Origin of the sequence: Reyranella sp., assembly GCF_965279625.1 — a bacterium.
Lineage (GTDB): Bacteria > Pseudomonadota > Alphaproteobacteria > Reyranellales > Reyranellaceae > Reyranella.
Window position 1 is genome coordinate 3,453,197 of record NZ_OZ257251.1, and the last position, 24,927, is coordinate 3,478,123.

Here is a 24,927-nt window from a genome sequence, read left to right on the forward strand (position 1 = left end):
GAGCGATGCATTTCGACTTGCTGGAGCTTGGCGAGACCGCCCTGCGTCTCGGCGTGGCGCTGTTGCTGGGCTCGGCCATCGGGTTCGAGCGCCAATGGAACCAGAAGATGGCGGGCCTGCGCACCAACGCGCTGGTGGCGCTGGGCGCGGCGGGCTTCGTCACCTTCTCGGGGCTGGTCGGCGCCGGCGATCCGACGCGCGTGGCCGCGCAGGTCGTGACCGGCATCGGCTTCCTCGGTGCGGGCGTCATCCTGCGCGAGGGCGTCAACGTGCACGGGCTCAACACGGCGGCGACGCTGTGGTGCTCGGCGATGGTCGGCACGATGGCGGGGGCGGGACATGGCGGTCCCGCGCTTCTGGCGGCCGGTATGGTGATCGCCACCAACCTCGTCCTGCGGCCGCTCATCCGGCGCGTGAACAGCCGCCTCGTGACCAGCAGCAACGCCGAAACGCATTACACCGTCGAAGTGGTCTGCCGCGGCGCCGAGGAGGCGCAGATGCGATCGTTGTTGCTCACCGCTCTGGCGCAGGCGGGGCTCGGCCTGCGCCGCCTCGACAGTGAGGACATTGCCGACACGTCGAAGGTTACGGTGACGGCACAGGCCGTCGCTGCAAAGCGCAACGATGCGGCGCTCGAGCAGATCGTCGGCCGCCTCAGCCTCGATCCCACCGTCACCGGCGTCACCTGGCAGATCGACCGCACGATCCCGGAGTCCTGACCCTGCTGCCTGCCCTAGCCGAAAGCGCCCGCCGCCCGTAGCTTGTCGAGCTGTGCGTCGCCGTAGCCCAGTTCGCGCAGCACCTCGTCGGTGTGGGCGCCGTGGTCCGGGCCGGCGCCGGGCGCCGCGGGTTCGGGGGCAAATGACATCCGGATCGGCGCGGAGATCGCGCGCGGCATGTCGTCCTGCCGGGTCGTCACGACCGCGCCGTTGGCGACGGCCTGTTCGTCGTCGGGCACGTCGCGCAGGACCCCCAGCAGGCCGAAGGTGATCTCGTGGCGGCGCAACCGCTCCTTCCACTCGGGCCAGGGACGGCCGGCGAAGACGGGATCGAGGATCGCCGCCAGGTCGGTGGCGTGGGCGCGCCGTTTCTCGGTGGTCTCGAAGCGCGGATCGTCCATCAGGTCGGTGCGTTCCAGCGCCTGGCAGAGTTCGGGCCAGAGCTTGTCCTCGCGCACGATCGTGAGCTGGATCCAGCGCCCGTCGGAGGTGCGGTACTGGTTGGCCAGCGCGCTGCGCGGCTTGGTGCGCGGCGGACGCGGCGAGACATAGGCACCGAGCAGGGCGCCCTGCGCCAGGATCGCGTTCGACCACAGGCCGCTCGCATGCAGCGACGTGCCGACCTCGCTGCCTTCACCGGTGCGCTCGCGGTGGAGCAGCGCCATCGAAATGGCTGCGAACAGGTTCATGCCGGCCATCTGGTCGCCCTGCGCGGGCAGAGAGAAAGCCGGCGGCCCGCCCTCGTAGGTCAGGGCATCGAGCAGGCCGGAGCGGGCGAAGAAGGCGGTCGAGTCGAAGCCCGGCTGGTCGGCGTCCGGACCCTGCTCGCCGTAGCCGGTCAGGGAGGCGTAGATCAGGCGCGGGTTGGCGGGCTTCACGTCGGCGTAACGCATGCGCAGCCGTTCGCGGACCTTGAGCGGGAAGTTCACCACCATCACGTCGGCCGTGGCGACCAGCCGGTCGAACGCCTCGCGCCCCAGCGGGTTCTTGAGGTCGAGGACGACCGAGCGCTTGTTGCGGTTGGTCATGTGCCAGCAGAAGTTGACCGGATGCTGCGGAATCGAATGGGCCTGGCCGAGCTTGCGCTGCGGGTCGCCCTCGCCGGGCGGTTCGATCTTGATGACCTCGGCGCCATAGTCGCCCATCACCGTCGTGGCGACGGGGGCGGCGATGAAGCTGGCCAGGTCGAGGACCCGCAGGCCCTGCAACGGCAATGGTCCGCTCATTGAGTTTTTCCTTTCGAACGCCTACACCCAGCCTATCCGGGGAGAAGGCTTTCAGGTCAATGGCCGGCAGGTTTCGCAATTTCTGGCTGGTAGGCGCCTTCTTGCTCGTGATCCTCGGGGTCGGGCTCGTCCTGCAGTCGGCCCTCTGGGCCTGCGTTGCTGCGGCCCTGCTCGGCATCGTGGGCGTCGTCACGTTGCGCGGCAATCGCTGGCGCAGCGGCGCGCTTCTGGCGACCGCGCTGGCGCTCAGTCTGGTGGCGCTCGACCTGTTCGCCGGCCTGCTCTCGCCAAAGGCCATGAACATGGGGGTCGTGACCCGCACGATTCCCCAATGGTGGCCGCCGCCCGACCCGATCCTGGGCTTCCGTCCGAAACCCGACAGTGAAGTGATCGCCACCGCCACCTGGGGCTCCGAACTCGTCTATCGCCAGACCTATCATTTCGATGCCGCCGCGGCGCGCGTGACGCCGCCGGCGCCGGACGCGACCGACACCTACCTGTTCATCGGCGATTCGTTCATCTTCGGGCAGGGGCTGCGCGACGACGAGACGATGCCGTCGCAATTCGCGAAACAGAATGCGCCCGCCGCCCGCAGCGTCAATCTCGGCGTGCCCGGCTACGGACCCAACCATCTCGTCCGCGCCTTCGAGGCGGGTCTCCTCGACCGCTACACCGACCGCAAGGTGAAGGCGGTGGTGACCTGGATCATCCCGGCGCATCTGCAGCGCGTGACGGGCGACGGGTCCTGGCTCGGCTCCTCGCCGCGCTACGTGCTGGAGAACGGCAAGCTGCGCTTTACCGGCACCTTCAACGAGCATCGCTGGCGCGATCCCCTCGCCGGCCTGCACTACCTGCTCGGCCAGCAGTTCGCCTTCATCGAGGCGATCGGCCAGCGCCAGCGTCAGGAAGAGCAGATCGAGCTGTTCCTCGCGATGATGGCGAAGCTGCAGGCCGACGCGCGCGAGAAGTTCGGCGCGCCCCTCGTCATCCTCTATTCCTGGCCCGACGAGCAGACCCGGGAACACTACGGCGATTCGAAGGTGGCGCAGCCGCAGCTGGTCGAGACGCTCGTGCGGTTGCGCAAGCTCGGCGCGCCGATGCTGGGCGAGGCCGCTTCCACCTTCGGTACGGACGTCAAGAAGCTGGCCATCCCGCACGATGGCCATCCCTCGGCCGTCACCACGGACCTGATCGCCGCCCGCCTGAAGAAGCTGCTCGACGGACCCTGAACGGCGATTCGCCGAGAGGGCGATCATGCGTTGCCGTGATCATCCGTTTTAATTGACAGTTCGCCTGCAATCCCGGCAGCCTGTCGCCAACATGATCGCCCGCATGAACGGGCGACTGAGGAAGCGTCTTTGCGGGAGGATGGACAGGGTGAGCCATATAGCACCCCTGTGCGCGCTTGACCGGTGCGTGCGGACTAGGCCCTTACAGGATCGGCCCAGACTGGCGGTTTCTGCCGGTTCCTTCGGTATTCCCGACGGGAACCGTTGATGCAGGCCTACATCGTGCGCCGCGTCCTGGCGCTCATCCCGACGCTGTTCTTCGCCAGCCTCATCGTCTTCGTGACGGTCCGGATGATCCCCGGTGACGTCATCGACCTCATGCTGAGCCAGAACGACATCGCGGCATCGAAGATGGGCCGCGAGCAACTCGAAAAGGCGCTCGGCCTCGATCAGCCGATGTGGCTGCAGTACGGCCGCTGGGTCGGCGCCATCCTGTTTCACGGCGATTTCGGCCGCTCGCTCTGGCAAAACACGCCGGTCAGCGAGCAGCTCCTGCAGCGCCTGCCCGTGACCTTCGAACTCGGCCTGATGGCGCTGATCGTGGGCCTTTCGGTGGCGATTCCGATCGGCGTCTATTCGGCGGTCCGCCAGGACACGCCCGGCGACTACGTCGCGCGCTCCTTCTCCATCCTGATGCTGGCGGTGCCGAGCTTCTGGCTGGGCACCATGGTGATGGTCTTTCCGTCGATCTGGTGGGGCTGGTCTCCCCCCATCCAGTTCGTGTCGTTCTCCAAGGATCCGATCGGCAACCTCAGCCAGATGATCATTCCGTCGATCATCCTGGGGTGCGCACTGTCGGCCATCACCATGCGGCTGACGCGGACCATGATGCTCGAAGTGCTGCGCCAGGACTTCATCCGTACCGCCTGGGCCAAGGGTCTCGGTGAGAAACTGGTGGTGGCGCGCCACGCGCTGCGCAACGCGCTGATTCCCGTGGTGACCCTGATCGGCCTGCAGGCGCCGCTGCTGATCGGCGGCGCCGTCATCATGGAGCAGATCTTCGTCATTCCCGGCATGGGTCTGCTGCTGCTCGATGCCGTCAGCCAGCGCGACTATCCGGTCATCACCGGCGTCTTCCTGATCGTCGGCGTGGCCGTCATGTGCATCAATCTGCTCGTCGACCTGAGCTACGGCCTGCTCGACCCCAAGGTGAGGTACCGCTGATGGCGTCCGTCGCGGAAACCACGGTGGCTGCCGCGCCGCGCCGCAAGCGCAGCCCGGTATTGCACTTCATCGGCCGGCTGTTTCGCGAGAAGCCGCTCGGTGCCGCTGGCGCGGTCGTGTTCGTGCTGTTCCTGCTCTGCGGTATTTTTGCCGACGTGCTTGCGCCCTACGGCATGAACCAGATCGCGCCGCTGAACCGCTTGAAGCCGCCGTCCTGGGCCTTCCCGTTCGGCACCGACAATCTCGGCCGCGACATGCTTTCGCGCTGCCTCTACGGTGCCCAGCTCTCGGTCATCATCGGCTTCTGTGCCGCCGGCATCGCGACGGTCATCTCCGTATTCCTCGGCATCGTCTCGGGCTATCTCGGCGGCAAGTTCGACCTCGTGCTGCAGCGCTTCGTCGATGCCTGGATGAGTTTCCCCGACCTCATCATCCTGATCGTGGTCGTCTCCGTCGTCGGCCCCGGCATGCCGCAGATCATCGTGACCCTGGGACTGCTCCTGGGCATTGCCGGGTCGCGCATCATCCGCGGCGCCGTCGTCTCGGTGCGCGAGAACATGTACGTCCATGCCGCGCAATCGACCGGTGCCTCGACCTTCCGCATCCTGTGGCGCCACATCCTGCCCAACGTCATGGCGCCGGTGATCGTGCTGTTCACCACCCGCGTCGGCACGGTGATCCTGGCCGAATCGGGCCTGTCCTTCCTCGGCCTCGGCGTGCCGCCGCCGGCGCCGACCTGGGGCGGCCTGCTGTCGGGCAGCGGGCGCACCTTCATGCTGCAGGGGCCGTGGCTCGCGCTCGCGCCGGGCCTCTGCCTCACGGTCGTCGTCTATGCCACCAACATGTTCGGCGACGCCCTGCGCGATCTGCTCGATCCGCGCATGCGGGGCTCGCGCTGAAACGAAGAAAAGAAAACGGGAGGAAGCGATGATCAAGAAACTGGGAAAGGCGCTGCTGGGCGGCGCAACGGCTCTCGCACTCCTGGCCTCGCCGGCGTTGGCGCAGGATAAGCCGAAGTACGGCGGCACCCTGGAGGTCGGCACGGTCTATGTGACGCTGTCGGCTCTGTCCTTCGATCCGGCCGACTGGAACTGGAAGCTGAACCACGACACCGGCCAGTTCTACGAACAGCTCTTCGCCGCCGATCTCTCCCAGAGCAAGCAGAATGGCGGCAAGTATCCCTTCTACGCCGATGCCTGGCTGCCGTCGGACGCCATCCGCGGCGAGCTCGCCGAGAAGTGGGTGTGGAGCGACGATCCGCTTCGCCTCACCATCGACCTGCGCAAGGGCGTGATGTTTCCGGAGAAGCCGGGCGTGATGAAGGAGCGCGAGCTCACGGCCGAGGATGTCGTCTTCGCCTTCAACCGCCTGGCCACCAGCCCCAAGAAGATTGCGGGCTATTTCGATCACGTCGAGAAGGTCGAGGCGACCGGCAAGTACACCGTCGTCTTCACCTTCAAATACTTCAACGCCGAATGGGATTATCGCTTCGGCTGGGGCTACTACTCGACCATCACGCCCAAGGAAGTGGCCGATGCCGGCGCCACCAACTGGAAGAACGTGAACGGCACCGGCCCGTTCGTGCTGAGCGATTTCGTCCAGGGCAGCTCCAACACCTATACGAAGAACGCCATCTATTGGGACAAGACGAAGATCGGTGGCGAGGAATACAAGCTGCCGTTCCTCGACAAGGTCGTCTTCCGCACGATCAAGGACGAGGCGACCTACCTGACGGCGCTGCGCACGGCCAAGCTCGACCTGCTGGAGAACATCCGCTGGAGCGCGGCCGACGATCTCAAGAAGACGACGCCGCAGCTCAAATGGTCGCGCTGGCTCGGCATGAGCGGGCAGTTCCTGGCGATGAGGGTGGACACCAAGCCGTTCGACGACATCCGCGTGCGCCGCGCGCTGAACATGGCGGTGAACAAGCAGGAGATCGTGAAGGCCTATTATGGCGGCAACGCCGAATTGTTCGCCTACCCGCAGCACCCCGACTATCTCGGCTACTACGAGCCGCTGGAGGCGATGCCGGAATCGGTGAGGGAGCTGTACGCCTTCAATCCCGATAAGGCCAAGAAGCTGCTGGCCGAGGCGGGCTATCCCAAGGGCTTCAGCTTTAAGGTCCAGGTCTGCTCCTGCAACCCGGACCACATGGACCTGCTGCCGCTGGTCTCCGCCTATCTCGAGGCGGTCGGGGTCAAGCTCGAGATCCAGCCGATGGAATATGCGGCCTTCCTCTCGGCGATGACGACCAAGACCAACGCCGCCGGTTACTTCATGAACAACGGCCACACCAATCCGACGACGACGATCCGCAAGAGCTTCGTCACCAAGGAGGTGTGGAATCCGTCGCAGTATTCCGACCCGGCCTTCGACAAGAAGGTGGCCGACATGTACCTCGAACGGGACGAGCCCAAGCGCCAGGCGATGATCAAGGAGATGACCCGCGAGATCCTCGACAAGGCCCCGTACATCTGGCTGCCGACACCTTACATCTATACGGCGTGGTGGCCGTGGGTGAAGGGCTACAACGGCGAGCTGCGCGCCGGTGCGGTCCGCCCCGGCCCGATCTACGCCCGCATGTGGGTCGACCAGGACCTCAAGAAGTCGATGGGCCGCTGATGTCTGCGCTGGGGGCGCGCCACTCCAGTGGCGCGATCTTTTTCGCTCCAACATATGACGCGCCACTGGAGTGGCGCACCCCCGGCCCATGACCGCTCCACTCCTTAGCGTCCGTAACCTGTCGACGCGCTTCCGCACCGAACGAGGCACGGTGCGGGCGGTCGATGGCGTGTCGTTCGACGTGGCCGCCGGCGAGACGCTGGCGATCGTGGGGGAGTCGGGCTCGGGCAAGAGCGTGACCGCGCTGTCGATCCTGCGCCTGATTCCCGACCCGCCCGGCAAGATCGAAGAGGGCGAGATCCTCTTCGAGGGCAAGGACCTGCTGAAGCTCGATGATGCCGGCATCCGCGCGATTCGCGGCGACCGCATCGCCATGATCTTCCAGGAGCCGATGAGCTCGCTCAATCCGGCGCTGACCGTCGGCATGCAGGTCGGCGAGCCGATCAACCTGCACCGCAAGACGGTGTGGGCCAAGGCGCTCGACAAGGCCGCGGAGCTTCTGGGCAAGGTGCGCATTCCCGATGGGCGCAGCCGGCTCTCGTCCTATCCGCACCAGTATTCCGGCGGCATGCGCCAGCGGGTCATGATCGCCATGGCGCTGGCCTGTCAGCCGCAGCTCATCATCGCCGACGAGCCGACGACCGCGCTCGACGTCACGGTGCAGGCGCAGATCCTGGCGCTGCTCAAGGAACTCACGCGCGAGGCCAACTCGGCGATGATCCTGATCACCCACGATCTCGGCGTCGTCGCGCGTTACGCAGATCGCGTCGTGGTGATGTATGGCGGCCGCATCATCGAAAGCGCGCCGGCACGCCAGCTCTACAAGACGCCGCGCCATCCCTATACGCGCGGGCTCATGGCGTCGGTGCCCCGCCTGGACGGCGACACCGACCGGCCGCTGGTCCCGATCGACGGCCAGCCGCCCGATCTTGCCACCCTGCCGCCGGGCTGCGCCTTCGCGCCGCGCTGCAAGGAAGCGACCGATCGCTGCCGCGCCGAGCGGCCGCCGCTGGTCGAGAGCGCTCCCAACCATCATTCAGCGTGTTTCTTCCATGACCGCCTCGCCGCCTGACGCCGTTCGCCCGGACACGGTTCTCAAGGTCGAGGGCCTGAAGATCCATTTTCCGATCACGGCGGGCGCCATCCTGCGCAAGCAGGTCGGCACGGTGAAGGCCGTCGACGGCGTGAGCTTCAGCGTGGCGCGCGGCGAGACGCTGGGATTGGTCGGCGAATCGGGCTGCGGCAAGTCGACGACCGGCCTCGCCATCCTGCGCATGCTCGACGTGACCGAGGGCAGGATCGAGTTCGAAGGCGAGGATATCACGCGCTATGACCGCAAGCGCATGCGGCCGATCCGGCGGCGTATGCAGATGGTCTACCAGGATCCCTACGGCTCGCTGAACCCGCGCATGAAGGTGGCCGATATCGTGGGCGAACCTTTGGTCGTTCATGGGATGGCGTCCGATCAGGACAAGTACCGTGCCCGAGTCGCCGACCTCCTGCGGATGGTCGGCCTGCTGCCCGACATGGCCGAGCGCTATCCGCATGAATTCTCCGGCGGGCAGCGCCAGCGCATCGGCATTGCGCGAGCGCTCGCGCTGGAGCCCACACTATTGATCTGCGATGAGCCCGTGTCGGCACTCGACGTGTCGATCCAGGCGCAGGTCGTGAACCTGTTCATGGAGCTGCAGGAGCGCCTCGGCCTCACCTACATCTTCATCGCCCACGATCTCAGCGTGGTGCGCCACATCAGCGACCGCATCGCCGTCATGTATCTCGGCCGCGTCGCGGAGATCGCCACACGCGTCCAGCTCTACAAGGATCCGCTGCATCCCTATACGCAGGCGCTGCTGGCCGCCGTGCCGATCGCCGATCCCGAGCTGGAAGCCGCGCGCGGCGCCGACATCATCGCCGGCGAAATCCCCAGCGCCATGCGCCCGCCGTCCGGCTGCCGCTTCCACACGCGCTGCCCCAAGGCGATGGACGTCTGCAAGGCGATCGATCCGCCGTTGAAAGAAATGGACGACGGAAGAGCTGTCGCCTGTCACCTGCACACCTAGCCGACCGCAGACAAACCGACCGTAGCCTTGTATTGCAGCTTTCCCTCACTAAATGTATAAACGTGTATACATTCGGCTTCGTGGAGCCTTTTATGAGCATCACGACTCTCACCAGTAGGGAATTCAATCAGGACACTGGCCGAGCCAAGAAGGCCGCCGATGCGGGACCTGTTTTCATCACCGACCGAGGCCGTCCCGCACATGTGCTGCTATCGATCGAGGAATATCGCCGGCTCGCCGGCAGCGACCGCAGTATCGCCGACGCTCTGGCCATGGACGAGGACTTGGACTTCGACCCGCCCCGCAGCAAAATCGTGTTCACTCCTCCTGACCTCGGCTGATGTTCCTTCTCGATACCAACGTCGTATCGGAGCTTCGCAAGATTCGAGCAGGCAGGGCCGACGCCAATGTTGTGCGGTGGGCGGCATCGATTGGATCGTCAACCGTCTACATCTCGGTAATCACCGCGATGGAACTCGAACTCGGTGTGCTCCTGGTTGAACGCCGCGATCCGTCACAGGGAGCAATCCTGCGACGGTGGCTGCATGGCCAGGTGCTCAGGGAATTCGAAAACCGAATCCTGCCGATTGATCTTCCCGTCGCCCAACAGTGCGCTCGCCTGCACGTACCGGATCCAAGGAGCGAGAGGGATGCGCTGATTGCTGCAACCGGCCTGATCCATGGCCTAGTTGTGGTTTCTCGCAATGTGCGAGACTTTGCTGCAACGGGCGTCAGCCTGATTGATCCTTGGGAAGATCTCGACGATCGTCACAAGCATCGGTGAGGTCTCACCATGAGCGCTGCAACGCTGCGCACTGGTCGAGGACCCAGGCCTTCCTTTCCTCGAACACCGCTGGTGGGCGGTTGAGTTCGGGGCGCTGGTGGAACCAGCCGATGGTCGCCATCCAGCGGATCAGCCGGAACTGCGGGATCAGGCTCAGCGCTTCGTCGGGGACCGGGCGGGTGGCGCGGTAGCCGGCCAGGAAGGCGCCTTCGATCTCGGCGGCATTGGGCTTGGTCTGCCAATGCGTGAGCGCGGTGGCGATGTCGTATTGATGCCAGCCATAGCCTGCGTCGTCGAAATCGATGACGGTCAGCCGCTCGCCGTCGACCACGATATTGCCTGGATGCATGTCGGCGTGGATCAGGCTGTAAGCTGAGGAGTCCTGGCTCAGGCGGCTCAGCATGTCGTGCATATGCTGGCGGACGTCGAGCAGCAGGCGGCGCTCGGCGGCCGAGAGCGAGCGATGCTCCCAGAACTCGCCCCAATGCGGCGCCATCCCCATCAGCCCGTCGCTGTCGAGCGCGTGGCGCTTGAACCCCGATGGCGGCTGCCAGGCGCTGGCCTGCATGTGCATCGCGGCGGTGATCGCGCCCAGCTGCTTGAAGGACTCCTCGACACGCTTCTGGTCGGCGGTCTCGGCCAGCACGTCGGAGAGAAGGCGACCTTCGGTCCAGCTCGCCAGGCCGGCGAAGCGCTGCTCGCCGGTGGCGGGGATCGTCACCGGCACATAGTCCTGTCCGTCGCGCGTCATCACGGCGTCGGGGACGTCGATGCCGGACTCGGCGAGAGACCGGATCCAGGCCCGCTCGGACACCAGTTCCTCGAGCGTGTGATAGCCCGGCCGGTGCAGGCGAAAGACGTAAGCCCGGCCATCGCGGCCGTCGGTGACCTTGAACGTGACATTCTCGGAGAGCGACACCAGGGTCAGGTCGCGGGGCTCGATCGGAAAGGCGTTCAGCGCGGCGTGGGCGGCCGGCGTGAAAGTCCGATCGACGGTCTCGTTGTCCATCGAGGGCTCAGCCGTCGACTTCCGCCATCGTGGCATCGAAAGCGACGATGAATTCTTCGGCGTGGCCCTGAGTGAAGACCAGCGGTGGCCGGATCTTCACGACATTCCTGTAGGCGCCGGCATTGCTGGTCAGGAAGCCGCGATCCTTCAGTCGATTGATGATGTCGACCGCCTTGTCCATGTCGGGCTCGCGCGCGGCATCCGTCTTGGCGATCTCGACGCCGATGAACAGCCCGTGGCCGCGCACGTCGGCGATCGATGCGAAGCGGCCCTGGCGCTCGGCCAGGGCCGACTTCAGGAACGCGCCGACGGCGGCAACATTCGCGGCGAGTCCGTCGCGCTCGATGACGTCGATCACCGCCATGCCGACCGCCGCCTGCAGGGGGCTCGAGGCGAAGGTGTTGAAGTAGCGCGTGGCGGCCCGGAAGGTTTCGATCAGCCTGCGGCTCGCCGCGGTGGCGGCCAGCGGCAGGCCGTTGCCCATCGGCTTGCCGGTGACCACGATGTCGGGCTTGAAGCCCAGAACGTCGTAGCCCCACCAGACGCCGCTGCGGCAGTAGCCGGCCTGGACCTCGTCGGCGATCACCAGGCCGCCGGCCTCGTGCACGATCTCCGTGGCGCGCGCCATGAAACCCCGCGGCACGTCGGGCAGGCCTTCGTTGGCGAAGATCGAGCAGACGATCAGGCCCGCGAAGCCCGTCCCGTCCTCCTCGAAGCTGCGAATGACCTGCCGCAGCCTGTCGAGATAAGCCTCGCACAATTCGTCCTCGCCGGCGCCCGGCACCAGCGGGCGCAGCATCTCGGGGAAGGGGATCGCGCGCACGTCGCCGGCGGTGTTCTGGCCGTTGCCGATGCGCGTCATCTTGCCGACCGCCTCGCTGTTGCCGTGATAGGTGGCGTTGGTGCAGACGATGCCCGCCTTGCCGGTCGCCATGCGCGTCATGCGCAGCGCCACCTCGTTGGCTTCGGTGCCCGAGCAGGAGAAGATCACGCTCTCGATCTCCGGCCCGTGCAGCGCCGCCAGCCGCTCGGCGAAGGTCACGATGCCTTCGTGCAGGTAGCGGCTGTGGACGTTGAGCGTCGACTGCTGGCGCGCCATCGCCTCGGCGACGTGGGGATTGGCGTGACCGACACAGGGCACGTTGTTGTACATGTCGACGAAGCGCCGCCCCTCGGGGTCGAACAGCTCGACGCCCTGGCCCCGCACGATGTGCAGGGGTGTGCTGTAGAAGAGGGGCGAGCCGGCGCCGAAAGCGCGGTCGCGACGTGCTGCGAGTGAGTCAGCCGGTGTCGTCGCGTTCATGGTCTCCGTCCTACATCTTCCCCGAAACGATGCGTGCGCCCAGCGCCCAGCGATGGACCTCGGACGGGCCATCGTAGATTCGGAAGGCGCGGGAGTCGCGGAAGAAGCGCTCGACCACCGTGTCGCGCGTGATGCCGAGGCCGCCCAGGATCTGCATGCAGCGGTCGGCGACGCGGAAATAGGCCTCCGAGCAGATCACCTTGGACATCGAGCTTTCGTTCGAGGCGCGCTCGCCCTGGTCGAGCAGCCAGGCGGTGTGCCAGATCGACAGCCGCGCCTGGTTCATGTCCATCAGATTGTCGGCCAGCATGAACGACACGCCCTGATGCTCGCCCAGCGTCTTGCCGAAGGCGACGCGGTGGCGGGCATAGTCGGTGGCGATGTCCTGGGCGCGCATCGCCGCACCCAGCCAGCGCATGCAGTGGCTGAGGCGGGCCGGGGCGAGCCGGACCTGGGCGTAGCGGAAGCCCTTGCCGATCTCGCCCAGCACGGCGTCGGCCGGCAGGCGCAGGTTCTTGATCTCGATCACGCCGTGGCCGCCGGTGAAGCTCGAATCCATCGTGTCGAGCGTGCGCTCGAGGCGGATGGCGGGATCTGGCAGGTCGGCCAGGAACATGGTGGCGTGGCCGTCCATCGGCCCGCCCTCGTTCTTGGCCATGATGATGGCGCAGCCCGCGCCCTCGGCGCCGGTGATCAGCCACTTGCGGCCGTTGATCACCCACTCGTTGCCCTCCAGCCGCGCCGTCGTCGTCATCAGGCTGGGGTCGGAGCCGGCGCCGCCGGGTTCGGTCATGCAGAAGATCGAGCGGATCTCGCCCGTCGCCATGCGCTTCAGGAAGTGCTCGCGCTGGTCGGGCCGGGCCACGACGTCGAGCAGGTGGATGTTGCCCTCGTCGGGCGAAGCGCAGTGGATGGCCGTCGGCCCCAGGATCGAATAGCCCGCCGCCTCGAAGACATGGGCGCGGCCGACCTGGCTCAGCGCCTGGCCGCCATATTCCTTCGGCACCTGCGGCGCGAACACGCCGGCCGCGCGGGCCAGCGCGTTCATCTCGATCCGCAGTTCGTCGGTCGGCCCGTGCGCCGTCCAGCGCGGGTCGGTCTCGTAGGGGACGATCTTGTCTTTGACGAAGTCCTTCACCTTGGCGGCCAGGTCGGTGATCGCCGCCGGCGGCGTGAAATTGAGGTCGTCGATCTTCTGCTTGGCCGTCACGAAACTCTCCCGCGTTTGCGGCCGGGAACCTAGCACGGGTCGCGGCCGGGTTGAGCACGGGAGCGCCGCAGAGCAGATTGCAACTATTACGTGCTTTACTAATCTCCAATACGTTCTTTAATTGTTCCCGATACAGGACGGGAGCATTGCATGCAGGCGACGGTTCGGACGGTGGCGTTCCAGGGCATCGATGTCCTGCCGGTGGACGTCCAGGTGCTGGTGGCGCCGGGCACCATCGCCTTCGCGGTGGTCGGGCTGGCGGACAAGGCGGTGGGCGAGAGCCGCGAGCGGGTGCGGGCCTGTTTCCGGGCGCTGGGGCTGGCCCTGCCGCCGCAGCGCATCACCGTGAACCTGTCGCCGGCCGACCTCGCCAAGGAGGGAAGCCACTACGACCTGCCGATCGCGCTGGGTCTGCTGGCGGCGCTGGGCGTGCTGCCACGCGAGAGCGTCGAGGGGTTCGTGGTGCTGGGCGAACTGGCGCTCGACGGCTCGCTCTGCCGCGTGCCCGGCGTCCTGCCGGCGGCGATCGCCGCCCAGGCGGCGGGGCGCGGCGTGATCTGCCCTTCGGTGTGCGGGGGCGAGGCCGCTTGGGGTGGCTTCGACTCCCTCCCGGACACCGAACGGCCGCCGATCATCGCCGCGCCTTCGCTGCTGGCCTTGATCAACCATCTGCGCGGTCAGCAGACCCTGCCGGCGCCCGAGGCGCTGATGGCCGACGACCGCGCGACCTATCCCGACCTCAGCGAGATCAAGGGCCAGGAGAGCGCCAAGCGGGTGCTCGAGATCGCGGCGGCCGGCGGCCACAACCTGCTGATGATCGGGCCGCCGGGCTCGGGCAAGTCGATGCTGGCGGCGCGCCTGCCGGGTCTGCTGCCGCCGCTCGATGCCGAGGAGGCGCTGGAAGCCTCGATGGTACGCTCGCTGGCCGGTGACCTGGGCGAGGGGCGGTTGAGCCGCCGCCGCACCTTCCGCGACCCGCACCACTCGGCGACGTTGCCGGCGCTGATCGGCGGCGGCACGCGGGTCAAGCCCGGCGAGGTCTCGCTCGCCCATCATGGCGTGCTGTTCCTCGACGAGCTGCCCGAGTTCAACCGCGCCACGCTCGAAGCCCTGCGCCAGCCGCTGGAGAGCGGCCGGGTGACGGTGGCGCGGGCCAATGCGCACGTCACCTATCCGGCACGCTTCCAGCTCGTCGCCGCCATGAACCCCTGTCGCTGCGGCCATCTCATGGATCCGAACCGCGCCTGCGCCCGCGGCCCGCGCTGCGGCGCCGACTATCAGGCCAAGCTCTCGGGCCCGCTGCTCGACCGCATCGATCTCACCATCGACGTGCCGGCCGTCGCCGCCGCCGACTTGGCGCTGCCGCCGCCGGCCGAGAGCTCGGCCGACATCGCCGCCCGTGTCGCCGCCGCGCGCACCGTGCAGCGCGAGCGGCTGGCCCAACTCGATGCCAAGGGAAAGCTGGTCGCCATCGAAGCCGATCCGGGCGCCGGCCTGCTGGCCGACCGCGCCCGCAACTGGTCGAAGCCGCGCTGCAACGCCGACACCGACGGCGCCCTGCTGGCCGCCATCGCCGAGCCGGACGCCGAGGGGAGGGCTCTCCTCGCCCGCGCCGCCGAACGTCTCGGCCTGTCCGCCCGCGCCTGGCACCGCACGCTCAGGGTCGCGCGCACGCTCGCCGATCTCGACGGCTCAGACGCCGTGCGCCGCCTCCACATCGCCGAGGCGCTGAGCTACCGCCGGCCGCAGACCCGCTCGGTGCTGGCCGCCTGACGCTACCGGTCCCGGTTCTCCATCAGGACGATCGTCTGCCGCAGCGGCTGGGCGTCCACCGCGGTCTGGCCCTTGAAGGGCTGGTCCATGATGAACACGAAGCCGATGAAGGCGCCCATCACGGCCATCTGCGCCGAGAGCACATAGGCGCGGAAAGCGCTGCGCTGCAGGGTGCTGGTGATGAACAAAAGCATGAGGACGGCGAACAGCACGACCTGCCAGTAGGGTGCGGGCAACGACAGCGAGACGGCGTTGAGCCGGGCATCGCGTGACTCGGCGATCGAGTCGAAGGAGCGCAGGATCTCGGCATAGATCGTCGTCTCGCGGCCGGGCCGGGGCTCGATCTCGAAGATGCCCCGCGACAGGGGCGCGAAGGCGAGGCGAACCTTGTCGCTGCGTTCGCCGCGCAGCATCGCCGGCCACTCGTCATCCACGATTGCCTTCGCATAGGCCAGCAGGTTGAGCCGAAGTTCCGTAACCGATTCGTCACCATATCGGTTGAGCAGCCGGTCGAGCCGGTTGATCTGCGACGCCTCGGTTGCCACCAGCGAATCGGCCTTGCGGAAATTGCTCTCCGCCTCGACCAGGGTGAACGCCAGCACGAGGCTCGTCATGGTGAACAACGTCGCCTGCATGCGCAGCACGAAGTCGTTGCTCTCGTTGCTGGTCCGCAGATAGGGCAGCCGATGCACCAGCGACGGCAAGGCGAGGATCGCGCCCGCCATCACGAGCGCGCCGGCCACCAGCACGAGGGTCTCGGGAAGTGAGTACAGCCAGTCGATCATGATCCGATATCGGCGGTTGAGAGCGGCGGCTTCAGTGCAAGCGCAATATCAGAGATTGCTCCCGAACAAAGCGCTCGACTAGGGTTGATCACGGTCGTACCCGGCCGGCGATCCTGCTGCAAAGGCCCATCCCATGATTCGTACGCTTATGCTTCTTCTGACGTCGCGGTACATGATCGGACTCATCTCGCTCGTGATCTGTATCCCGATGGTCATCACTCTGTTCGAAGTGTCCAAGGTACTCTGGGTCAAGCCGGACATGAAGGAGGAGATGGATATCGTCACCGGCATCGGCATCATCATGATCGGCTGGGGTGTCGTTCTCGAAGAACGGAAGACCCTGCGCGAGATCTTCGGCCTGCTCGAAGTGCAGGACGAACAGTGGCAGCTGGCGATCGATCACGTCTGTCACAATTACGGCGTCGGCCAGCTCTGCATCGGCCTGATGGCCGAGATCTGCATCGAACTGATCAAGATTCCCAACACCATCATCTACACCGGCGAGGTCGACGACTATCTTGTCGCCGCCGGCCTGGTCTTCGTGGGCGTGGGCGCGCTGCTGCTCGTCCGTCACGTGTTGGTCATGTTCTTCTTCCTGCCGCGATCGGTCGCGGTCGCGCACTGACCACCCTGCGTCAGGGATCGATCAACACACCGGGATTCATCATCCCCTTCGGATCCAGCTCCCGTTTGGCGCCGCGCAGCGCCCGGGCGAACAGCTCGGGGCGCTGCCTGTCGTAGAAGGGCCGGTGGAAGCGGCCCACCGCGTGATGGTGCGTGGTCGTGCCGCCATGCTCCACGGTCGCGGCGGTGCAGGTCGACAGGACTTCCATGAACTGCGCCAGCGCATCCTTCTTCGGGTCGAACAGGCCGCCGAAGGTGAAGTAGAGACACGGTCCGTCGGGATAGACGTGGGTGAAGCGGCAGGTGACCGTGCCCTCGCGGCCCGTCACCGCCTTGATCGTGTCCTTGGCGATCTTCGTGATCTTCGCGTGGAAGTCGCGGGTGCGCTCCCAGGTCATCGAGGTCTCGAAGGTCGAGGACAGGATGCCGCGGGCCACCGCATGCTCGCCATAGTGCGGCGCGCGGATGAACTTGTTGCGCCAGGCGCCGGCCGCACCGGAGCGGTGTGCATTCTCGTCGTCGTCGCTCCGGTCGGCGACGCCGCCATGGGCGGCGCAGATCTCCAGCGCGCGCTTCATCCAGGCGTCGAGCGGATGGTCGGGCGATTCGAAGGCCAGGACGAGCACGGCCTCCTCGTTGCTCCACGGGATGCCGGGCAGCGCCTCGCGCGCCTCGAGCAGGCGGCAGTTGGCGGGATAGAGGCCGGCCTGCGTGATGTCGCGCACCGCGTCGGCGCCTGTATAGAAGTCGCGGAAGCGCACGCTGGCGGAGGCGCGGAAGGTCGGCTTCTTGCGCAGGCGCACCCAGGCTTCGGTGATGATGCCCAAAATGCCCTCGGAGCCGATGAACATCCGGTCGGGGCTGGGGCCGGCGCCGGAACCGGGCAGGCGGCGGGTTTCCAGCGTGCCCTCGGGCGTCACGACCCGGGTGCTTTCCACGAAATCGTCGATATGGGTGTAAAGCGTGGCGTAGTGGCCGCCCGAGCGCGTGGCGATCCAGCCGCCCAGGGTCGAGCAGCGATAGGCCTGCATGTAGTGGCGCATGGTGAACGGCGTGTCGCGCAGCGCATCCTCGATCGCCGGCCCGTAGATGCCGCCCTGGATGCGCGCGGCCTGGCTCACCGCATCGACCTCCAGCACTCTGTCCATGTGACGCGTCGAGATGGTCACGACCTTGTCGAAGGCGGCCGAGGGCTCGATGCCCTTCACGACGGAGGAGCCGCCGCCATAGGGGATCGCCTTGGCGCCGATGCGGTCGCACCAGTCGAGGACCTTCACGATGTCCTCTTCGCTTTCCGGGAAGGCCACCGCGTCGGGCGGGTTGGGCACGGAGCGCATGAACATGCGCAGCGTGTCGAAGCCCGCCTTGCCGTAGCTGTGTTCCAGCCGCGTCAGGTGATCGGTGCGCACCATCGCCTGCAGCGCCGCGGGGACATCGACGCGGCTCTTGCGCAACGTGATCTCGTCGGCCTTGGGCGGCGGGATCACGTCGAAACCGAAGAGGCCGTAGCGCTGGGCGATCTCGGCCTCCCACGGCCGAATCTCGTCGGCGGTCAGGTCCTCGTCGGCGTAACCCCAGGCATAGAACTTCTTCTGCCGCCGCATGTTTCCTCCGGTCTTTTCTTCATTTGTCGTCTTTTTGCTTTTTAGGCCGCGAAGGCGAGCGGCTTCGTCGTCCCCTTGATCTGCGTGCGATGCATGATGCGCCGCGCCGTTTTGTCGAACGGATCGCGGCGATGCATGGTCGAGCGATTGTCCCACATCACCAGGTCGCCCAGCTTCCAGACATGCTGGTAGACGAAGCGCGGCTGGGTGACATGCGCCCACAGTTCTTCCAGCACCGCGTCGGATTCGGCTTTCGTGTAGCCCTCGACATAGGAATTGCGCCGCCGGCCGAGATAGAGCGTGGCACGGCCATTGACCGGGTGGCGCAGGATCGCCGGATGCCAGGCGCCGGGCGCGACCATCGGATCGTCGGTCGGCGTGACTCCTTTTCGCAGGAAGCCGCCGGAATTGTAGGTGCCGTCGTGCTTCACCCTGCGGCCCTCGATCTTGGCGCGCAGGCTCGCCGGCAGGGCGTCGCACGCGGCCTGCATGCTGGTGAACCAGGTGTTGCCGCCGGTCGGCGGGATTTCCAGCGAGTAGAGCATCGACGCGTCGGGCGGCACGTCGAGATAGCTCATGTCGGTGTGCCAGACCGCTTCGCCGTCGCCCAGGGCGCCGATCGGATCGCCCTTGGTGTCGAGCACGTTCGACACGACATAGATATCGGGATAGCCCGGCGGGCTGATGCGGCCGCGTTCCTGGTTGGGCGGCGGGTCGAGCTCGCCGAAGCGGCGGCTGAAGGCCAGGAGATGATCGTCGCTGAGCTGCTGGCCGCGCAGCAAGATCATCGAATGCGCGTACCAGGCGCTCTCGATCGCGGCGAACTCCTCGTCGCTGAAGTTGCGCAGATCGACGCCGAGAATTTCCGCCCCGACCGACTCGGTCACCGGCCGCACAGTCACGCTCATTTCATTGCCTCCGTGTCTCGGCGCGATGATCGGCCGGCCGGCAGGAACGATCAAGCACCCAGCGCCGCGACCAGCCACTTCAGCAAGGCCTCAGCGACCGCCGGCGAGAGCGGCCCGCCGAACCCCGGATCGAGCGGATCGGCCACGGTCTTCAGATTGTGGCTGACCTGGGGGATCACGACGGCTTCGCCCGAGACGTTACGGGTGCGCAGCGCATCGATCAGCGGCTGGACGTCCTCCATCGGCACGACCTGCCGGTCGGCGCCGCCCTGCACGAGGAGGCAGGCCATTCGGCTCTCGGCCAGCATGATCGCGGGATCGAAGGACAGCAGGCTCTGCAGGAACGGCCCGGCATAGATCGGGAACAGGAGCTGCAGTTCCGGCGGCAGGTTGTTGGGGACGCGGCCCGTCTCCAGGATGGCGGCGATCGCGCGGTCGGTGGGAAGCCGCAACGCCGGCGGCGCGCCGCGTGCGATCTGGGCGCGCAGGATGTCTTCGAGCTTGCGGCCCGGCGTGGCGGCCAGCACCAGCGCATGCAGCTTCTTCGCTGCCAGCGACCGGCTGGCCGCGAGGGCCAGCAAGCCGCCCTCGCTGTGACCCAGCAGGGCGGTGGCGTAGGGCTTGATCTCGTCGTGGCGCAGCAGCTCGGCATGCGCGGCCTCGACGTCGCCCACGAAATTGTCCCAGGCGAAGAAGGCTTCCTGCTCCTCAAGCGAACCGCGCGGCCGCGGCGTCGACTGGCCGATGCCGCGCTTGTCGTAGCGCAGCGAGGCGATGCCGTTGCGTGCCAGCAGCTCGGCGATGTCCTTCAGCAGGTCGATGCGCTCGGGCGCCAGGGGGTTGTTGCCGTTGCGGTCGGTCGGGCCGCTGCCGGCGACCAGCACGATGCCCGGCACATACTGGATCTCGCTGAACAGCGGCATCAGCAGCGTGCCGGCCAGGGTGACACCGCCGCGGCCGGCGAACTGCAACGGTCGCTCCTTGGTCTTGCCCCTGGCGTACCAGCCGCTTTCCGGCGGCGGCGGCTGCGTCCGCTTCTGCGCCCACGCCGCACCGGGCGCGAGAATGCCGGCGGCCAGCAGGGCGCGACGCCGGATCAACCGGCGTTGTCCTGATGGGGCATGCTGCCCATGGCATGGCTCATGGTGCGGCCGCCGAAGATGTGGACATGGAAATGGAACACCAGCTGGCCGCCATTGGGCCCGTGATTGGCCACGATGCGATAGCCCTCGGCATCGAGACCGAGCTCGCGCGCGACCTTCGACACGGCGCGCCAGAAGCCGACGATCATCTCGGGCGGTGCCTTGGTGCCGAAATCGGCCTGGCTGATGTATTCGCCCTTCGGGATCACCAGCACATGTATCGGTGCCAGCGGCGCGATGTCATGGAAGGCCAGCGCGAAGTCGTCCTCGTACACTTTCTTGCACGGCAGCTCGCCGCGCAGGATGCGGGCGAAGACGTTGGTGCGGTCATAGGCGGGGATCATCGAATCGGACATAGAGGTACTCCGGGTGCTTGCTGCAATGACGCTACGCGGCGAGCGTGTTAATCGCATGGCGCGGCGCCCCACTGAATGAAGCGGCACTATAGGGAAGGTTCGACACATGACGGAGTTCGAAAAGCGTCTGGCCTGCGTGATCGCGGCCGATGGATCGATCGCGCGCGGCTACATGATCGACAAGTGCGAGCTGGTGGGCGCCAATCAGTACGTCATCACCTGGAAGGTGCCGTTGCAGAAGGAAGCCAAGACCAACTTCTCCTGCGTGATCGGCAGCACCGAACAGGAAGCGGTGGAGCCCGGCTTCTGCACCGTCGGGCTAATGGGCGACCCGATGAAGATGAACGTCCACACCTATGACGTGGCCGGCAAGCCGGCGAAGCGGCCCTTTCATCTCGCGGTTTTCCGCGACTGACGTCATTAATCTTCGCCTCCCCATTCAAAATGGGGAGGCAACTCGCCGTCAGCCTTTGAGGAGTCGCGGACGCCCGGGGTTTTCGACAGGCTTCGCGTGTCGGCGCAGGACGCCGACAAGTACGTCGCGGGCCTCGTCGATCTTGGCCGCGAGATAGGGCGAACCGCCGGCATCGGGATCGGCGCCACGCATCAGGCGACGATGCGCGGTGTGGACACTGGCGAGGTCGGTGCCCTCCAGCAGGCCAAGCACGTCGAGCGCCTCCTTCACCGACATGCCGTCACTGTCATCGCCGACTGCGGGAGCTGATAGCTGCCATTGCGGGGAAGCCATCGGCGCAGTCTGCTTCAGATAGGCTTCGAGCAGAGCGGCCGCATGTTGCAGCGCACGCGGATCGCGAGAAGCCGGCTCTTCCCAGACCGGCGGCATCTCGAAGGGCTTGGGCTTGCGTCGGAACTGTCCGAAGGCAGCACGCAGCGGAATGAGGATCGCGCGCCACTTCAGGAATGTCGGCACGATGATCATCACGGCGCCCAGCAGCATCGCGCCGGCATACTGTTCGCGCACGATCATCGTCACCAGAAGCGGAATGGCCACGATCACCAGCAGCAACATCATCCAACGGACGGTGCGCACCATCGTCTTGGGATCGGAATGGAGAAACCAGTCGATGAACTTCGCCGCCGTGGCCAGCACGGAAAGGCCGAGCACGATGGCACTGATGATCACGGCGTAGTCCATCGACGTACTCCTTCGCGAAAAGCCTACTCGCATTGCGGGATGAATTCAGCGACCTCGACTGCAAATTGCGAATGCGTTTCGATAGGAGTCGTGCTTAGACTTCGCGCACTAAGAAAAGAGGGGAGAGCAGCCGATGACTGAGCCCACCCGAGAGACACCCGTCCCGAAGGTTTGTTCTGACGCAAGCGTCCCGCCCCTCATCGCCCCGCTCGAACAAGGTTCGGAATCGAACCTGCCGGCCCGCAAAGGCTCGATCGACGAATTCCTGAAGCGCAACGAAGAGGTCCTCGCGAAGGACCGCGAGGAATTCCAGGCCTATCTCGTCGCCAAGCACGAGCAGGCGACGCGCAAAGCCCGCGAAGAGGCGGCCAAGCCCAAGGTCAAGACGAAGGTCAGCCGGCGCACGATGCTGAACGTCGCCGTCGGCACCGCGGCCGCCGCCGAAGTCGCCGTGCTGGGCTACAGCGCCATGAACGGCGGATCCTCGACGGACAACGGAATCATCCGCGCGGCCGGCACCGGCGCGCAGCAATCGCCGATCACCCGCGAAGTCGTCGACTCGCGCGCCGACATCAGGGGCCAGAGCCTCGGTAACTGGGTGGCGCTGCTGCCGACCAAGATGGGCGGCGGCACCTATGCGATCGATCTCAACTCCAACCGCGTGCTGGGGTCGATCTGGTACTGGAACTATGGCGACTACAATCCGATCAGCCATCATCTCTGCGCCTTCCCGAGTTCCGATCCTACGCACGGCTTCGAGTTCGTGAACTCGACGCAGGGCGGCCAGAACTCTTTGATCTACGGCATCCCGACGAATGTGACGGCGGAGAACGTGCCGGGCGGCACCAACATCTACCGCGTGCGCTATGACGGCACGCAGATGCAGATGATCGAGAACGTGTCGGAGACGACCGGCCTCGGCCTCGGCGTGCACGTCACCGTCAACCCGAAGGACGCCCAGTCCTATTTCGTGACCGACGGGCAGAAGGACATCGCCGCCTGCTTCGACCGCACCACCTCGAAGGTGAAGGCCGCGCTCCGGTTCGACTGGACGCCGAACGTGCCCGACCTGCGCGAAGCCTGGATCAAGGGCGGCACGCTTACCATCAAGAAGATCTATCCCGACGAGAAGACCGGCCTCTACAATCTGCGAGGCACCAAGGGCAACAAGATCGACTGGGAAATGGTGCCCATGGGCGAACTGTTCGTCGAGGAGGGATCGCTGCCCGGCGAAGCGCCGCTTACACTCACCGGCGCCGACGGCACGGTCTGGCATCCCGAAGGCCGCTGGGCCGCGACGGTCGTGCGCCTGTGCGGCGGCATCTGCATTCTCGATCCCGAAAAGAATTTCGAGCCGGCCGCCTTCCTGCAGTTCAACAAGGATTCGCAGGATCAGTACAAGGTCGAGCAGATCGACAAGGACACGTGGCAGGTCGTGTTCGACAAGATCCACTCGCCGGGACACGAGATCGGCTTCTCGCCCGACGGCAAGTTCCTCGTGATGATGAACAACCTGCGGGAAAACAACTGCTCGATCTTTTCCTGCAGCGATCCCGACCCGACCAAGTGGCGCAAGATCGCGCATGTCGAGGATCCGCTGTGGCGCGGCAAGTATCCCAATCCGTTCCACATGGTCTTCTCGATGGACAGCTCGAAGCTCTATCTGTCCATCCTGCATCCGTCGCCGGCCTATAGCGGCATCATGGTGATCGACACCAAGACCTGGACGATCCTCAAGGAGATCCAGGGCATCGGGCCCGACCTGCAGACGCCGGCCATCACCTATGACGGCAAATACGTGCTGACGCCGTTCAGCGGCTTCCAGCGCCAGTCGACCGGCATCGCCGTCATCGAGACCGCGACCGATACGCTGATCGGCATCCTGCCGAGCAACGGCGGGCATCATGACTGCGTGATCATCCCGACCAAGCTGGAGCACATGAAGCACACGCGCTCCTGTACGCTCTGAGTGGGCACGCTTTGAGGCTGCTCGCCAGCCTGGCGCTGCAGAATCTCGGGCGCCGCAAGGCGCGCAGCCTCCTGCTGATCATGGCCGTGGCCGTGGCCAGCGGGGTCGTGTTCACCGGCGCCACGCTGATGCGCAGCATCGACAGCAGCATGGCGGTGGGCTTCACGCGGCTGGGCGCGGACATGATGGCGGTGCCCGAAGGCGCGCTGACCAACATCACCGCCGCGCTGCTCACCGTCGAGCCCACCGACCTCGTGCTCGACCAGGACCTGTTCGCCAAGGCCGGCCTCGCCAGCGTGAGCCGCGCCGCGCCGCAGAAGATCGCGCGGGTGGAGCACTCGGGCATCGGCAGCCATCACGATTCGGTCGATCTCATCGGCTTCGATCCCGCGCTGGACTTCACGGTGCGGCCCTGGCTGGTCGAGAAGATCAATCGCGACATGAGGCCGGGCGACGTGATCCTGGGAGCCGGCCGAGACGCCGCACTCGGATCGGAGCTGCTGATCTTCGGCAAGGCTCATACAGTCTACGGCCGGCTGGGAAAGACCGGCGTCGGCACGCATGAGCGCGGCGTCTTCATGACGTTCGACACGCTCGAAGCTCTTGCCGGCTCGGTGCACGGGCATGGCGGCGGTCCGCCCGCCGTGCTGCAGAAGGGCAAGGTGAGCGGCTTCCTCGTCGAGCTGGCGCCGGGCGCCACGCCGCTGCAGGCGCGCTTCGCCATTCTCTCGACTCTCAAGGGCGTCAAGGTCGTGACCGGCGATTCGACGATGAGCGGCATCCGCCAGGGGCTGGCCGCGCTTCTGAACGGCATCCTCGCCTTGATGGTGCTGATGTTCGCCAGCACCGCCCTGATGGTGAGCGTGCTCTTCTCGGCGATCGTCACCGAACGGCGCGGCGAACTCGGTCTCCTCAAGGCAATCGGCGCGCGGCGCGGCCAGATCGTGGGCATGATGGTGATCGAGGCGGTCATCGCCACCGGCGCCGGCGGCGTGCTGGGTGTTGCGCTGGGTGTCCTGGTGATGCGCCTCTACGAGCGCTCGCTGGTCTATTACCTCGAGAATATCGGCGTGCCGTTCGTCTGGCTCGACGGGCCGCGCATCGTGATCGTCGCGGTGGCGGCGGTGGTGATGGCCTCGATCATCGGCGCCCTGGGCTCGCTCTATCCCGCCTGGCGCGCCAGCCGCCGCGATCCCTATGATCTCGTGCGCGGGGAAGGCTAGG

General features: G+C 66.4%; 24 protein-coding genes. 14 read left to right on the forward strand and 10 right to left on the reverse strand.

Going from position 1 to position 24,927, the window contains the following annotated elements:
* The first annotated feature begins 5 nt into the window (after positions 1 to 5).
* Positions 6 to 719 carry an MgtC/SapB family protein gene (locus ACQY78_RS16725; protein WP_428676875.1) on the forward strand — a complete coding sequence of 238 codons (714 nt, stop codon included), beginning with the start codon at positions 6 to 8 and terminating at the stop codon, positions 717 to 719.
* Positions 720 to 733: 14 nt separating this feature from the next.
* Here ACQY78_RS16725 and ACQY78_RS16730 read toward each other — a convergent pair whose 3' ends face one another.
* Complete coding sequence (locus ACQY78_RS16730) at positions 734 to 1,945, reverse strand: CaiB/BaiF CoA transferase family protein (RefSeq protein WP_428676877.1); 1,212 nt, start codon at positions 1,943 to 1,945, stop codon at positions 734 to 736.
* 59 nt (positions 1,946 to 2,004) lie between these two features.
* Between ACQY78_RS16730 and ACQY78_RS16735 the strand changes: the two genes are divergently transcribed.
* From ACQY78_RS16735 to ACQY78_RS16770, 8 genes are all read left to right on the forward strand, one after another.
* Entirely contained in the window at positions 2,005 to 3,174 is a 1,170-nt protein-coding gene (locus ACQY78_RS16735; RefSeq protein ID WP_428676878.1) for a hypothetical protein, read from the forward strand.
* A gap of 267 nt (positions 3,175 to 3,441) precedes the next feature.
* Positions 3,442 to 4,398, forward strand: a complete 957-nt coding sequence (locus ACQY78_RS16740) for an ABC transporter permease (RefSeq protein WP_428676879.1) — start codon at positions 3,442 to 3,444, stop codon at positions 4,396 to 4,398.
* Positions 4,398 to 5,297 carry an ABC transporter permease gene (locus tag ACQY78_RS16745; RefSeq protein WP_428676881.1) on the forward strand — a complete coding sequence of 300 codons (900 nt, stop codon included), beginning with the start codon at positions 4,398 to 4,400 and terminating at the stop codon, positions 5,295 to 5,297. The genes ACQY78_RS16740 and ACQY78_RS16745 overlap by 1 nt, the downstream gene beginning before the upstream one ends.
* Before the next feature lie 28 nt (positions 5,298 to 5,325).
* Entirely contained in the window at positions 5,326 to 7,020 is a 1,695-nt protein-coding gene (locus tag ACQY78_RS16750; RefSeq protein WP_428676882.1) for an ABC transporter substrate-binding protein, read from the forward strand.
* A gap of 88 nt (positions 7,021 to 7,108) precedes the next feature.
* Positions 7,109 to 8,092, forward strand: coding sequence for an ABC transporter ATP-binding protein (locus tag ACQY78_RS16755; RefSeq protein WP_428676884.1), 984 nt, complete (start codon positions 7,109 to 7,111; stop codon positions 8,090 to 8,092).
* On the forward strand, positions 8,073 to 9,080 hold the full coding sequence (locus ACQY78_RS16760; RefSeq protein WP_428676886.1) for an ABC transporter ATP-binding protein: 1,008 nt from the start codon (positions 8,073 to 8,075) through the stop codon (positions 9,078 to 9,080). The genes ACQY78_RS16755 and ACQY78_RS16760 overlap by 20 nt, the downstream gene beginning before the upstream one ends.
* Positions 9,081 to 9,172: 92 nt before the next feature.
* Entirely contained in the window at positions 9,173 to 9,421 is a 249-nt protein-coding gene (locus ACQY78_RS16765) for a type II toxin-antitoxin system Phd/YefM family antitoxin (RefSeq protein ID WP_428676888.1), read from the forward strand.
* The gene (locus ACQY78_RS16770; RefSeq protein WP_428686411.1) at positions 9,418 to 9,864 is read left to right on the forward strand and encodes a type II toxin-antitoxin system VapC family toxin; all 447 of its coding nucleotides are present in this window, start codon (positions 9,418 to 9,420) and stop codon (positions 9,862 to 9,864) included. Before ACQY78_RS16765 ends, ACQY78_RS16770 begins: the two co-directional genes overlap by 4 nt.
* Positions 9,865 to 9,868: 4 nt before the next feature.
* On the opposite strand, the gene ACQY78_RS16775 is transcribed toward ACQY78_RS16770, so the two are convergent.
* The 3 genes from ACQY78_RS16775 to ACQY78_RS16785 are packed head-to-tail and all read right to left on the reverse strand — an operon-like array spanning position 9,869 to position 13,386.
* The gene (locus ACQY78_RS16775) at positions 9,869 to 10,873 is read right to left on the reverse strand and encodes a phosphotransferase enzyme family protein (RefSeq protein ID WP_428676890.1); all 1,005 of its coding nucleotides are present in this window, start codon (positions 10,871 to 10,873) and stop codon (positions 9,869 to 9,871) included.
* Positions 10,874 to 10,880: 7 nt separating this feature from the next.
* Positions 10,881 to 12,176 carry an aspartate aminotransferase family protein gene (locus ACQY78_RS16780; RefSeq protein WP_428676891.1) on the reverse strand — a complete coding sequence of 432 codons (1,296 nt, stop codon included), beginning with the start codon at positions 12,174 to 12,176 and terminating at the stop codon, positions 10,881 to 10,883.
* Positions 12,177 to 12,186: 10 nt separating this feature from the next.
* Positions 12,187 to 13,386 carry an acyl-CoA dehydrogenase family protein gene (locus tag ACQY78_RS16785; protein WP_428676892.1) on the reverse strand — a complete coding sequence of 400 codons (1,200 nt, stop codon included), beginning with the start codon at positions 13,384 to 13,386 and terminating at the stop codon, positions 12,187 to 12,189.
* 150 nt (positions 13,387 to 13,536) lie between these two features.
* Between ACQY78_RS16785 and ACQY78_RS16790 the strand changes: the two genes are divergently transcribed.
* Positions 13,537 to 15,159, forward strand: a complete 1,623-nt coding sequence (locus tag ACQY78_RS16790; protein ID WP_428676894.1) for a YifB family Mg chelatase-like AAA ATPase — start codon at positions 13,537 to 13,539, stop codon at positions 15,157 to 15,159.
* Positions 15,160 to 15,161: 2 nt separating this feature from the next.
* Here ACQY78_RS16790 and ACQY78_RS16795 read toward each other — a convergent pair whose 3' ends face one another.
* The gene (locus ACQY78_RS16795; RefSeq protein ID WP_428676895.1) at positions 15,162 to 15,944 is read right to left on the reverse strand and encodes a hypothetical protein; all 783 of its coding nucleotides are present in this window, start codon (positions 15,942 to 15,944) and stop codon (positions 15,162 to 15,164) included.
* A 133-nt stretch (positions 15,945 to 16,077) separates the two neighbouring features.
* Here ACQY78_RS16795 and ACQY78_RS16800 point away from each other — a divergent pair, with 133 nt between their 5' ends.
* A complete protein-coding gene (locus tag ACQY78_RS16800) occupies positions 16,078 to 16,569 on the forward strand; it encodes a hypothetical protein (protein WP_428676897.1) in 492 nt (163 codons plus the stop codon).
* A gap of 10 nt (positions 16,570 to 16,579) precedes the next feature.
* Here ACQY78_RS16800 and ACQY78_RS16805 read toward each other — a convergent pair whose 3' ends face one another.
* From ACQY78_RS16805 to ACQY78_RS16820, 4 genes are read right to left on the reverse strand one after another with little or no spacing between them, the layout of a single operon-like run.
* Positions 16,580 to 18,172 (reverse strand): FAD-binding oxidoreductase, encoded by a 1,593-nt coding sequence (locus ACQY78_RS16805; RefSeq protein WP_428676898.1) that lies wholly within the window; start codon positions 18,170 to 18,172, stop codon positions 16,580 to 16,582.
* Positions 18,173 to 18,213: 41 nt separating this feature from the next.
* On the reverse strand, positions 18,214 to 19,080 hold the full coding sequence (locus ACQY78_RS16810) for a TauD/TfdA dioxygenase family protein (protein ID WP_428676900.1): 867 nt from the start codon (positions 19,078 to 19,080) through the stop codon (positions 18,214 to 18,216).
* Between the two features lie 50 nt (positions 19,081 to 19,130).
* A complete protein-coding gene (locus ACQY78_RS16815; protein ID WP_428676902.1) occupies positions 19,131 to 20,180 on the reverse strand; it encodes an alpha/beta hydrolase family protein in 1,050 nt (349 codons plus the stop codon).
* Positions 20,177 to 20,578, reverse strand: coding sequence for a histidine triad nucleotide-binding protein (locus tag ACQY78_RS16820; protein WP_428676904.1), 402 nt, complete (start codon positions 20,576 to 20,578; stop codon positions 20,177 to 20,179). The genes ACQY78_RS16815 and ACQY78_RS16820 overlap by 4 nt, the downstream gene beginning before the upstream one ends.
* A 106-nt stretch (positions 20,579 to 20,684) precedes the next feature.
* Between ACQY78_RS16820 and ACQY78_RS16825 the strand changes: the two genes are divergently transcribed.
* Positions 20,685 to 20,993, forward strand: coding sequence for a hypothetical protein (locus tag ACQY78_RS16825; protein ID WP_428676905.1), 309 nt, complete (start codon positions 20,685 to 20,687; stop codon positions 20,991 to 20,993).
* A 48-nt stretch (positions 20,994 to 21,041) separates the two neighbouring features.
* Here ACQY78_RS16825 and ACQY78_RS16830 read toward each other — a convergent pair whose 3' ends face one another.
* Positions 21,042 to 21,734: a hypothetical protein gene (locus tag ACQY78_RS16830; protein WP_428676907.1), complete on the reverse strand. Its 693-nt coding sequence runs from the start codon at positions 21,732 to 21,734 to the stop codon at positions 21,042 to 21,044.
* 133 nt (positions 21,735 to 21,867) lie between these two features.
* Here ACQY78_RS16830 and ACQY78_RS16835 point away from each other — a divergent pair, with 133 nt between their 5' ends.
* Both ACQY78_RS16835 and ACQY78_RS16840 read left to right on the forward strand, forming a co-directional pair.
* On the forward strand, positions 21,868 to 23,703 hold the full coding sequence (locus tag ACQY78_RS16835; RefSeq protein ID WP_428676909.1) for a YncE family protein: 1,836 nt from the start codon (positions 21,868 to 21,870) through the stop codon (positions 23,701 to 23,703).
* 11 nt (positions 23,704 to 23,714) lie between these two features.
* The gene (locus ACQY78_RS16840) at positions 23,715 to 24,926 is read left to right on the forward strand and encodes an ABC transporter permease (protein WP_428676911.1); all 1,212 of its coding nucleotides are present in this window, start codon (positions 23,715 to 23,717) and stop codon (positions 24,924 to 24,926) included.
* The last annotated feature ends 1 nt before the right edge of the window (position 24,927 follow it).

What these genes read in the sequence shown, in the direction of transcription:
- ACQY78_RS16725 (WP_428676875.1), top strand. Translation starts at nt 6, where the DNA reads ATGCATTTCGACTTGCTGGAGCTTGGCGAGACCGCCCTGCGTCTCGGC.
- ACQY78_RS16730 (WP_428676877.1), bottom strand. Translation starts at nt 1,945, where the DNA reads ATGAGCGGACCATTGCCGTTGCAGGGCCTGCGGGTCCTCGACCTGGCC.
- ACQY78_RS16735 (WP_428676878.1), top strand. Translation starts at nt 2,005, where the DNA reads ATGGCCGGCAGGTTTCGCAATTTCTGGCTGGTAGGCGCCTTCTTGCTC.
- ACQY78_RS16740 (WP_428676879.1), top strand. Translation starts at nt 3,442, where the DNA reads ATGCAGGCCTACATCGTGCGCCGCGTCCTGGCGCTCATCCCGACGCTG.
- ACQY78_RS16745 (WP_428676881.1), top strand. Translation starts at nt 4,398, where the DNA reads ATGGCGTCCGTCGCGGAAACCACGGTGGCTGCCGCGCCGCGCCGCAAG.
- ACQY78_RS16750 (WP_428676882.1), top strand. Translation starts at nt 5,326, where the DNA reads ATGATCAAGAAACTGGGAAAGGCGCTGCTGGGCGGCGCAACGGCTCTC.
- ACQY78_RS16755 (WP_428676884.1), top strand. Translation starts at nt 7,109, where the DNA reads ATGACCGCTCCACTCCTTAGCGTCCGTAACCTGTCGACGCGCTTCCGC.
- ACQY78_RS16760 (WP_428676886.1), top strand. Translation starts at nt 8,073, where the DNA reads ATGACCGCCTCGCCGCCTGACGCCGTTCGCCCGGACACGGTTCTCAAG.
- ACQY78_RS16765 (WP_428676888.1), top strand. Translation starts at nt 9,173, where the DNA reads ATGAGCATCACGACTCTCACCAGTAGGGAATTCAATCAGGACACTGGC.
- ACQY78_RS16775 (WP_428676890.1), bottom strand. Translation starts at nt 10,873, where the DNA reads ATGGACAACGAGACCGTCGATCGGACTTTCACGCCGGCCGCCCACGCC.
- ACQY78_RS16780 (WP_428676891.1), bottom strand. Translation starts at nt 12,176, where the DNA reads ATGAACGCGACGACACCGGCTGACTCACTCGCAGCACGTCGCGACCGC.
- ACQY78_RS16790 (WP_428676894.1), top strand. Translation starts at nt 13,537, where the DNA reads ATGCAGGCGACGGTTCGGACGGTGGCGTTCCAGGGCATCGATGTCCTG.
- ACQY78_RS16795 (WP_428676895.1), bottom strand. Translation starts at nt 15,944, where the DNA reads ATGATCGACTGGCTGTACTCACTTCCCGAGACCCTCGTGCTGGTGGCC.
- ACQY78_RS16800 (WP_428676897.1), top strand. Translation starts at nt 16,078, where the DNA reads ATGATTCGTACGCTTATGCTTCTTCTGACGTCGCGGTACATGATCGGA.
- ACQY78_RS16805 (WP_428676898.1), bottom strand. Translation starts at nt 18,172, where the DNA reads ATGCGGCGGCAGAAGAAGTTCTATGCCTGGGGTTACGCCGACGAGGAC.
- ACQY78_RS16810 (WP_428676900.1), bottom strand. Translation starts at nt 19,080, where the DNA reads ATGAGCGTGACTGTGCGGCCGGTGACCGAGTCGGTCGGGGCGGAAATT.
- ACQY78_RS16820 (WP_428676904.1), bottom strand. Translation starts at nt 20,578, where the DNA reads ATGTCCGATTCGATGATCCCCGCCTATGACCGCACCAACGTCTTCGCC.
- ACQY78_RS16825 (WP_428676905.1), top strand. Translation starts at nt 20,685, where the DNA reads ATGACGGAGTTCGAAAAGCGTCTGGCCTGCGTGATCGCGGCCGATGGA.
- ACQY78_RS16830 (WP_428676907.1), bottom strand. Translation starts at nt 21,734, where the DNA reads ATGGACTACGCCGTGATCATCAGTGCCATCGTGCTCGGCCTTTCCGTG.
- ACQY78_RS16835 (WP_428676909.1), top strand. Translation starts at nt 21,868, where the DNA reads ATGACTGAGCCCACCCGAGAGACACCCGTCCCGAAGGTTTGTTCTGAC.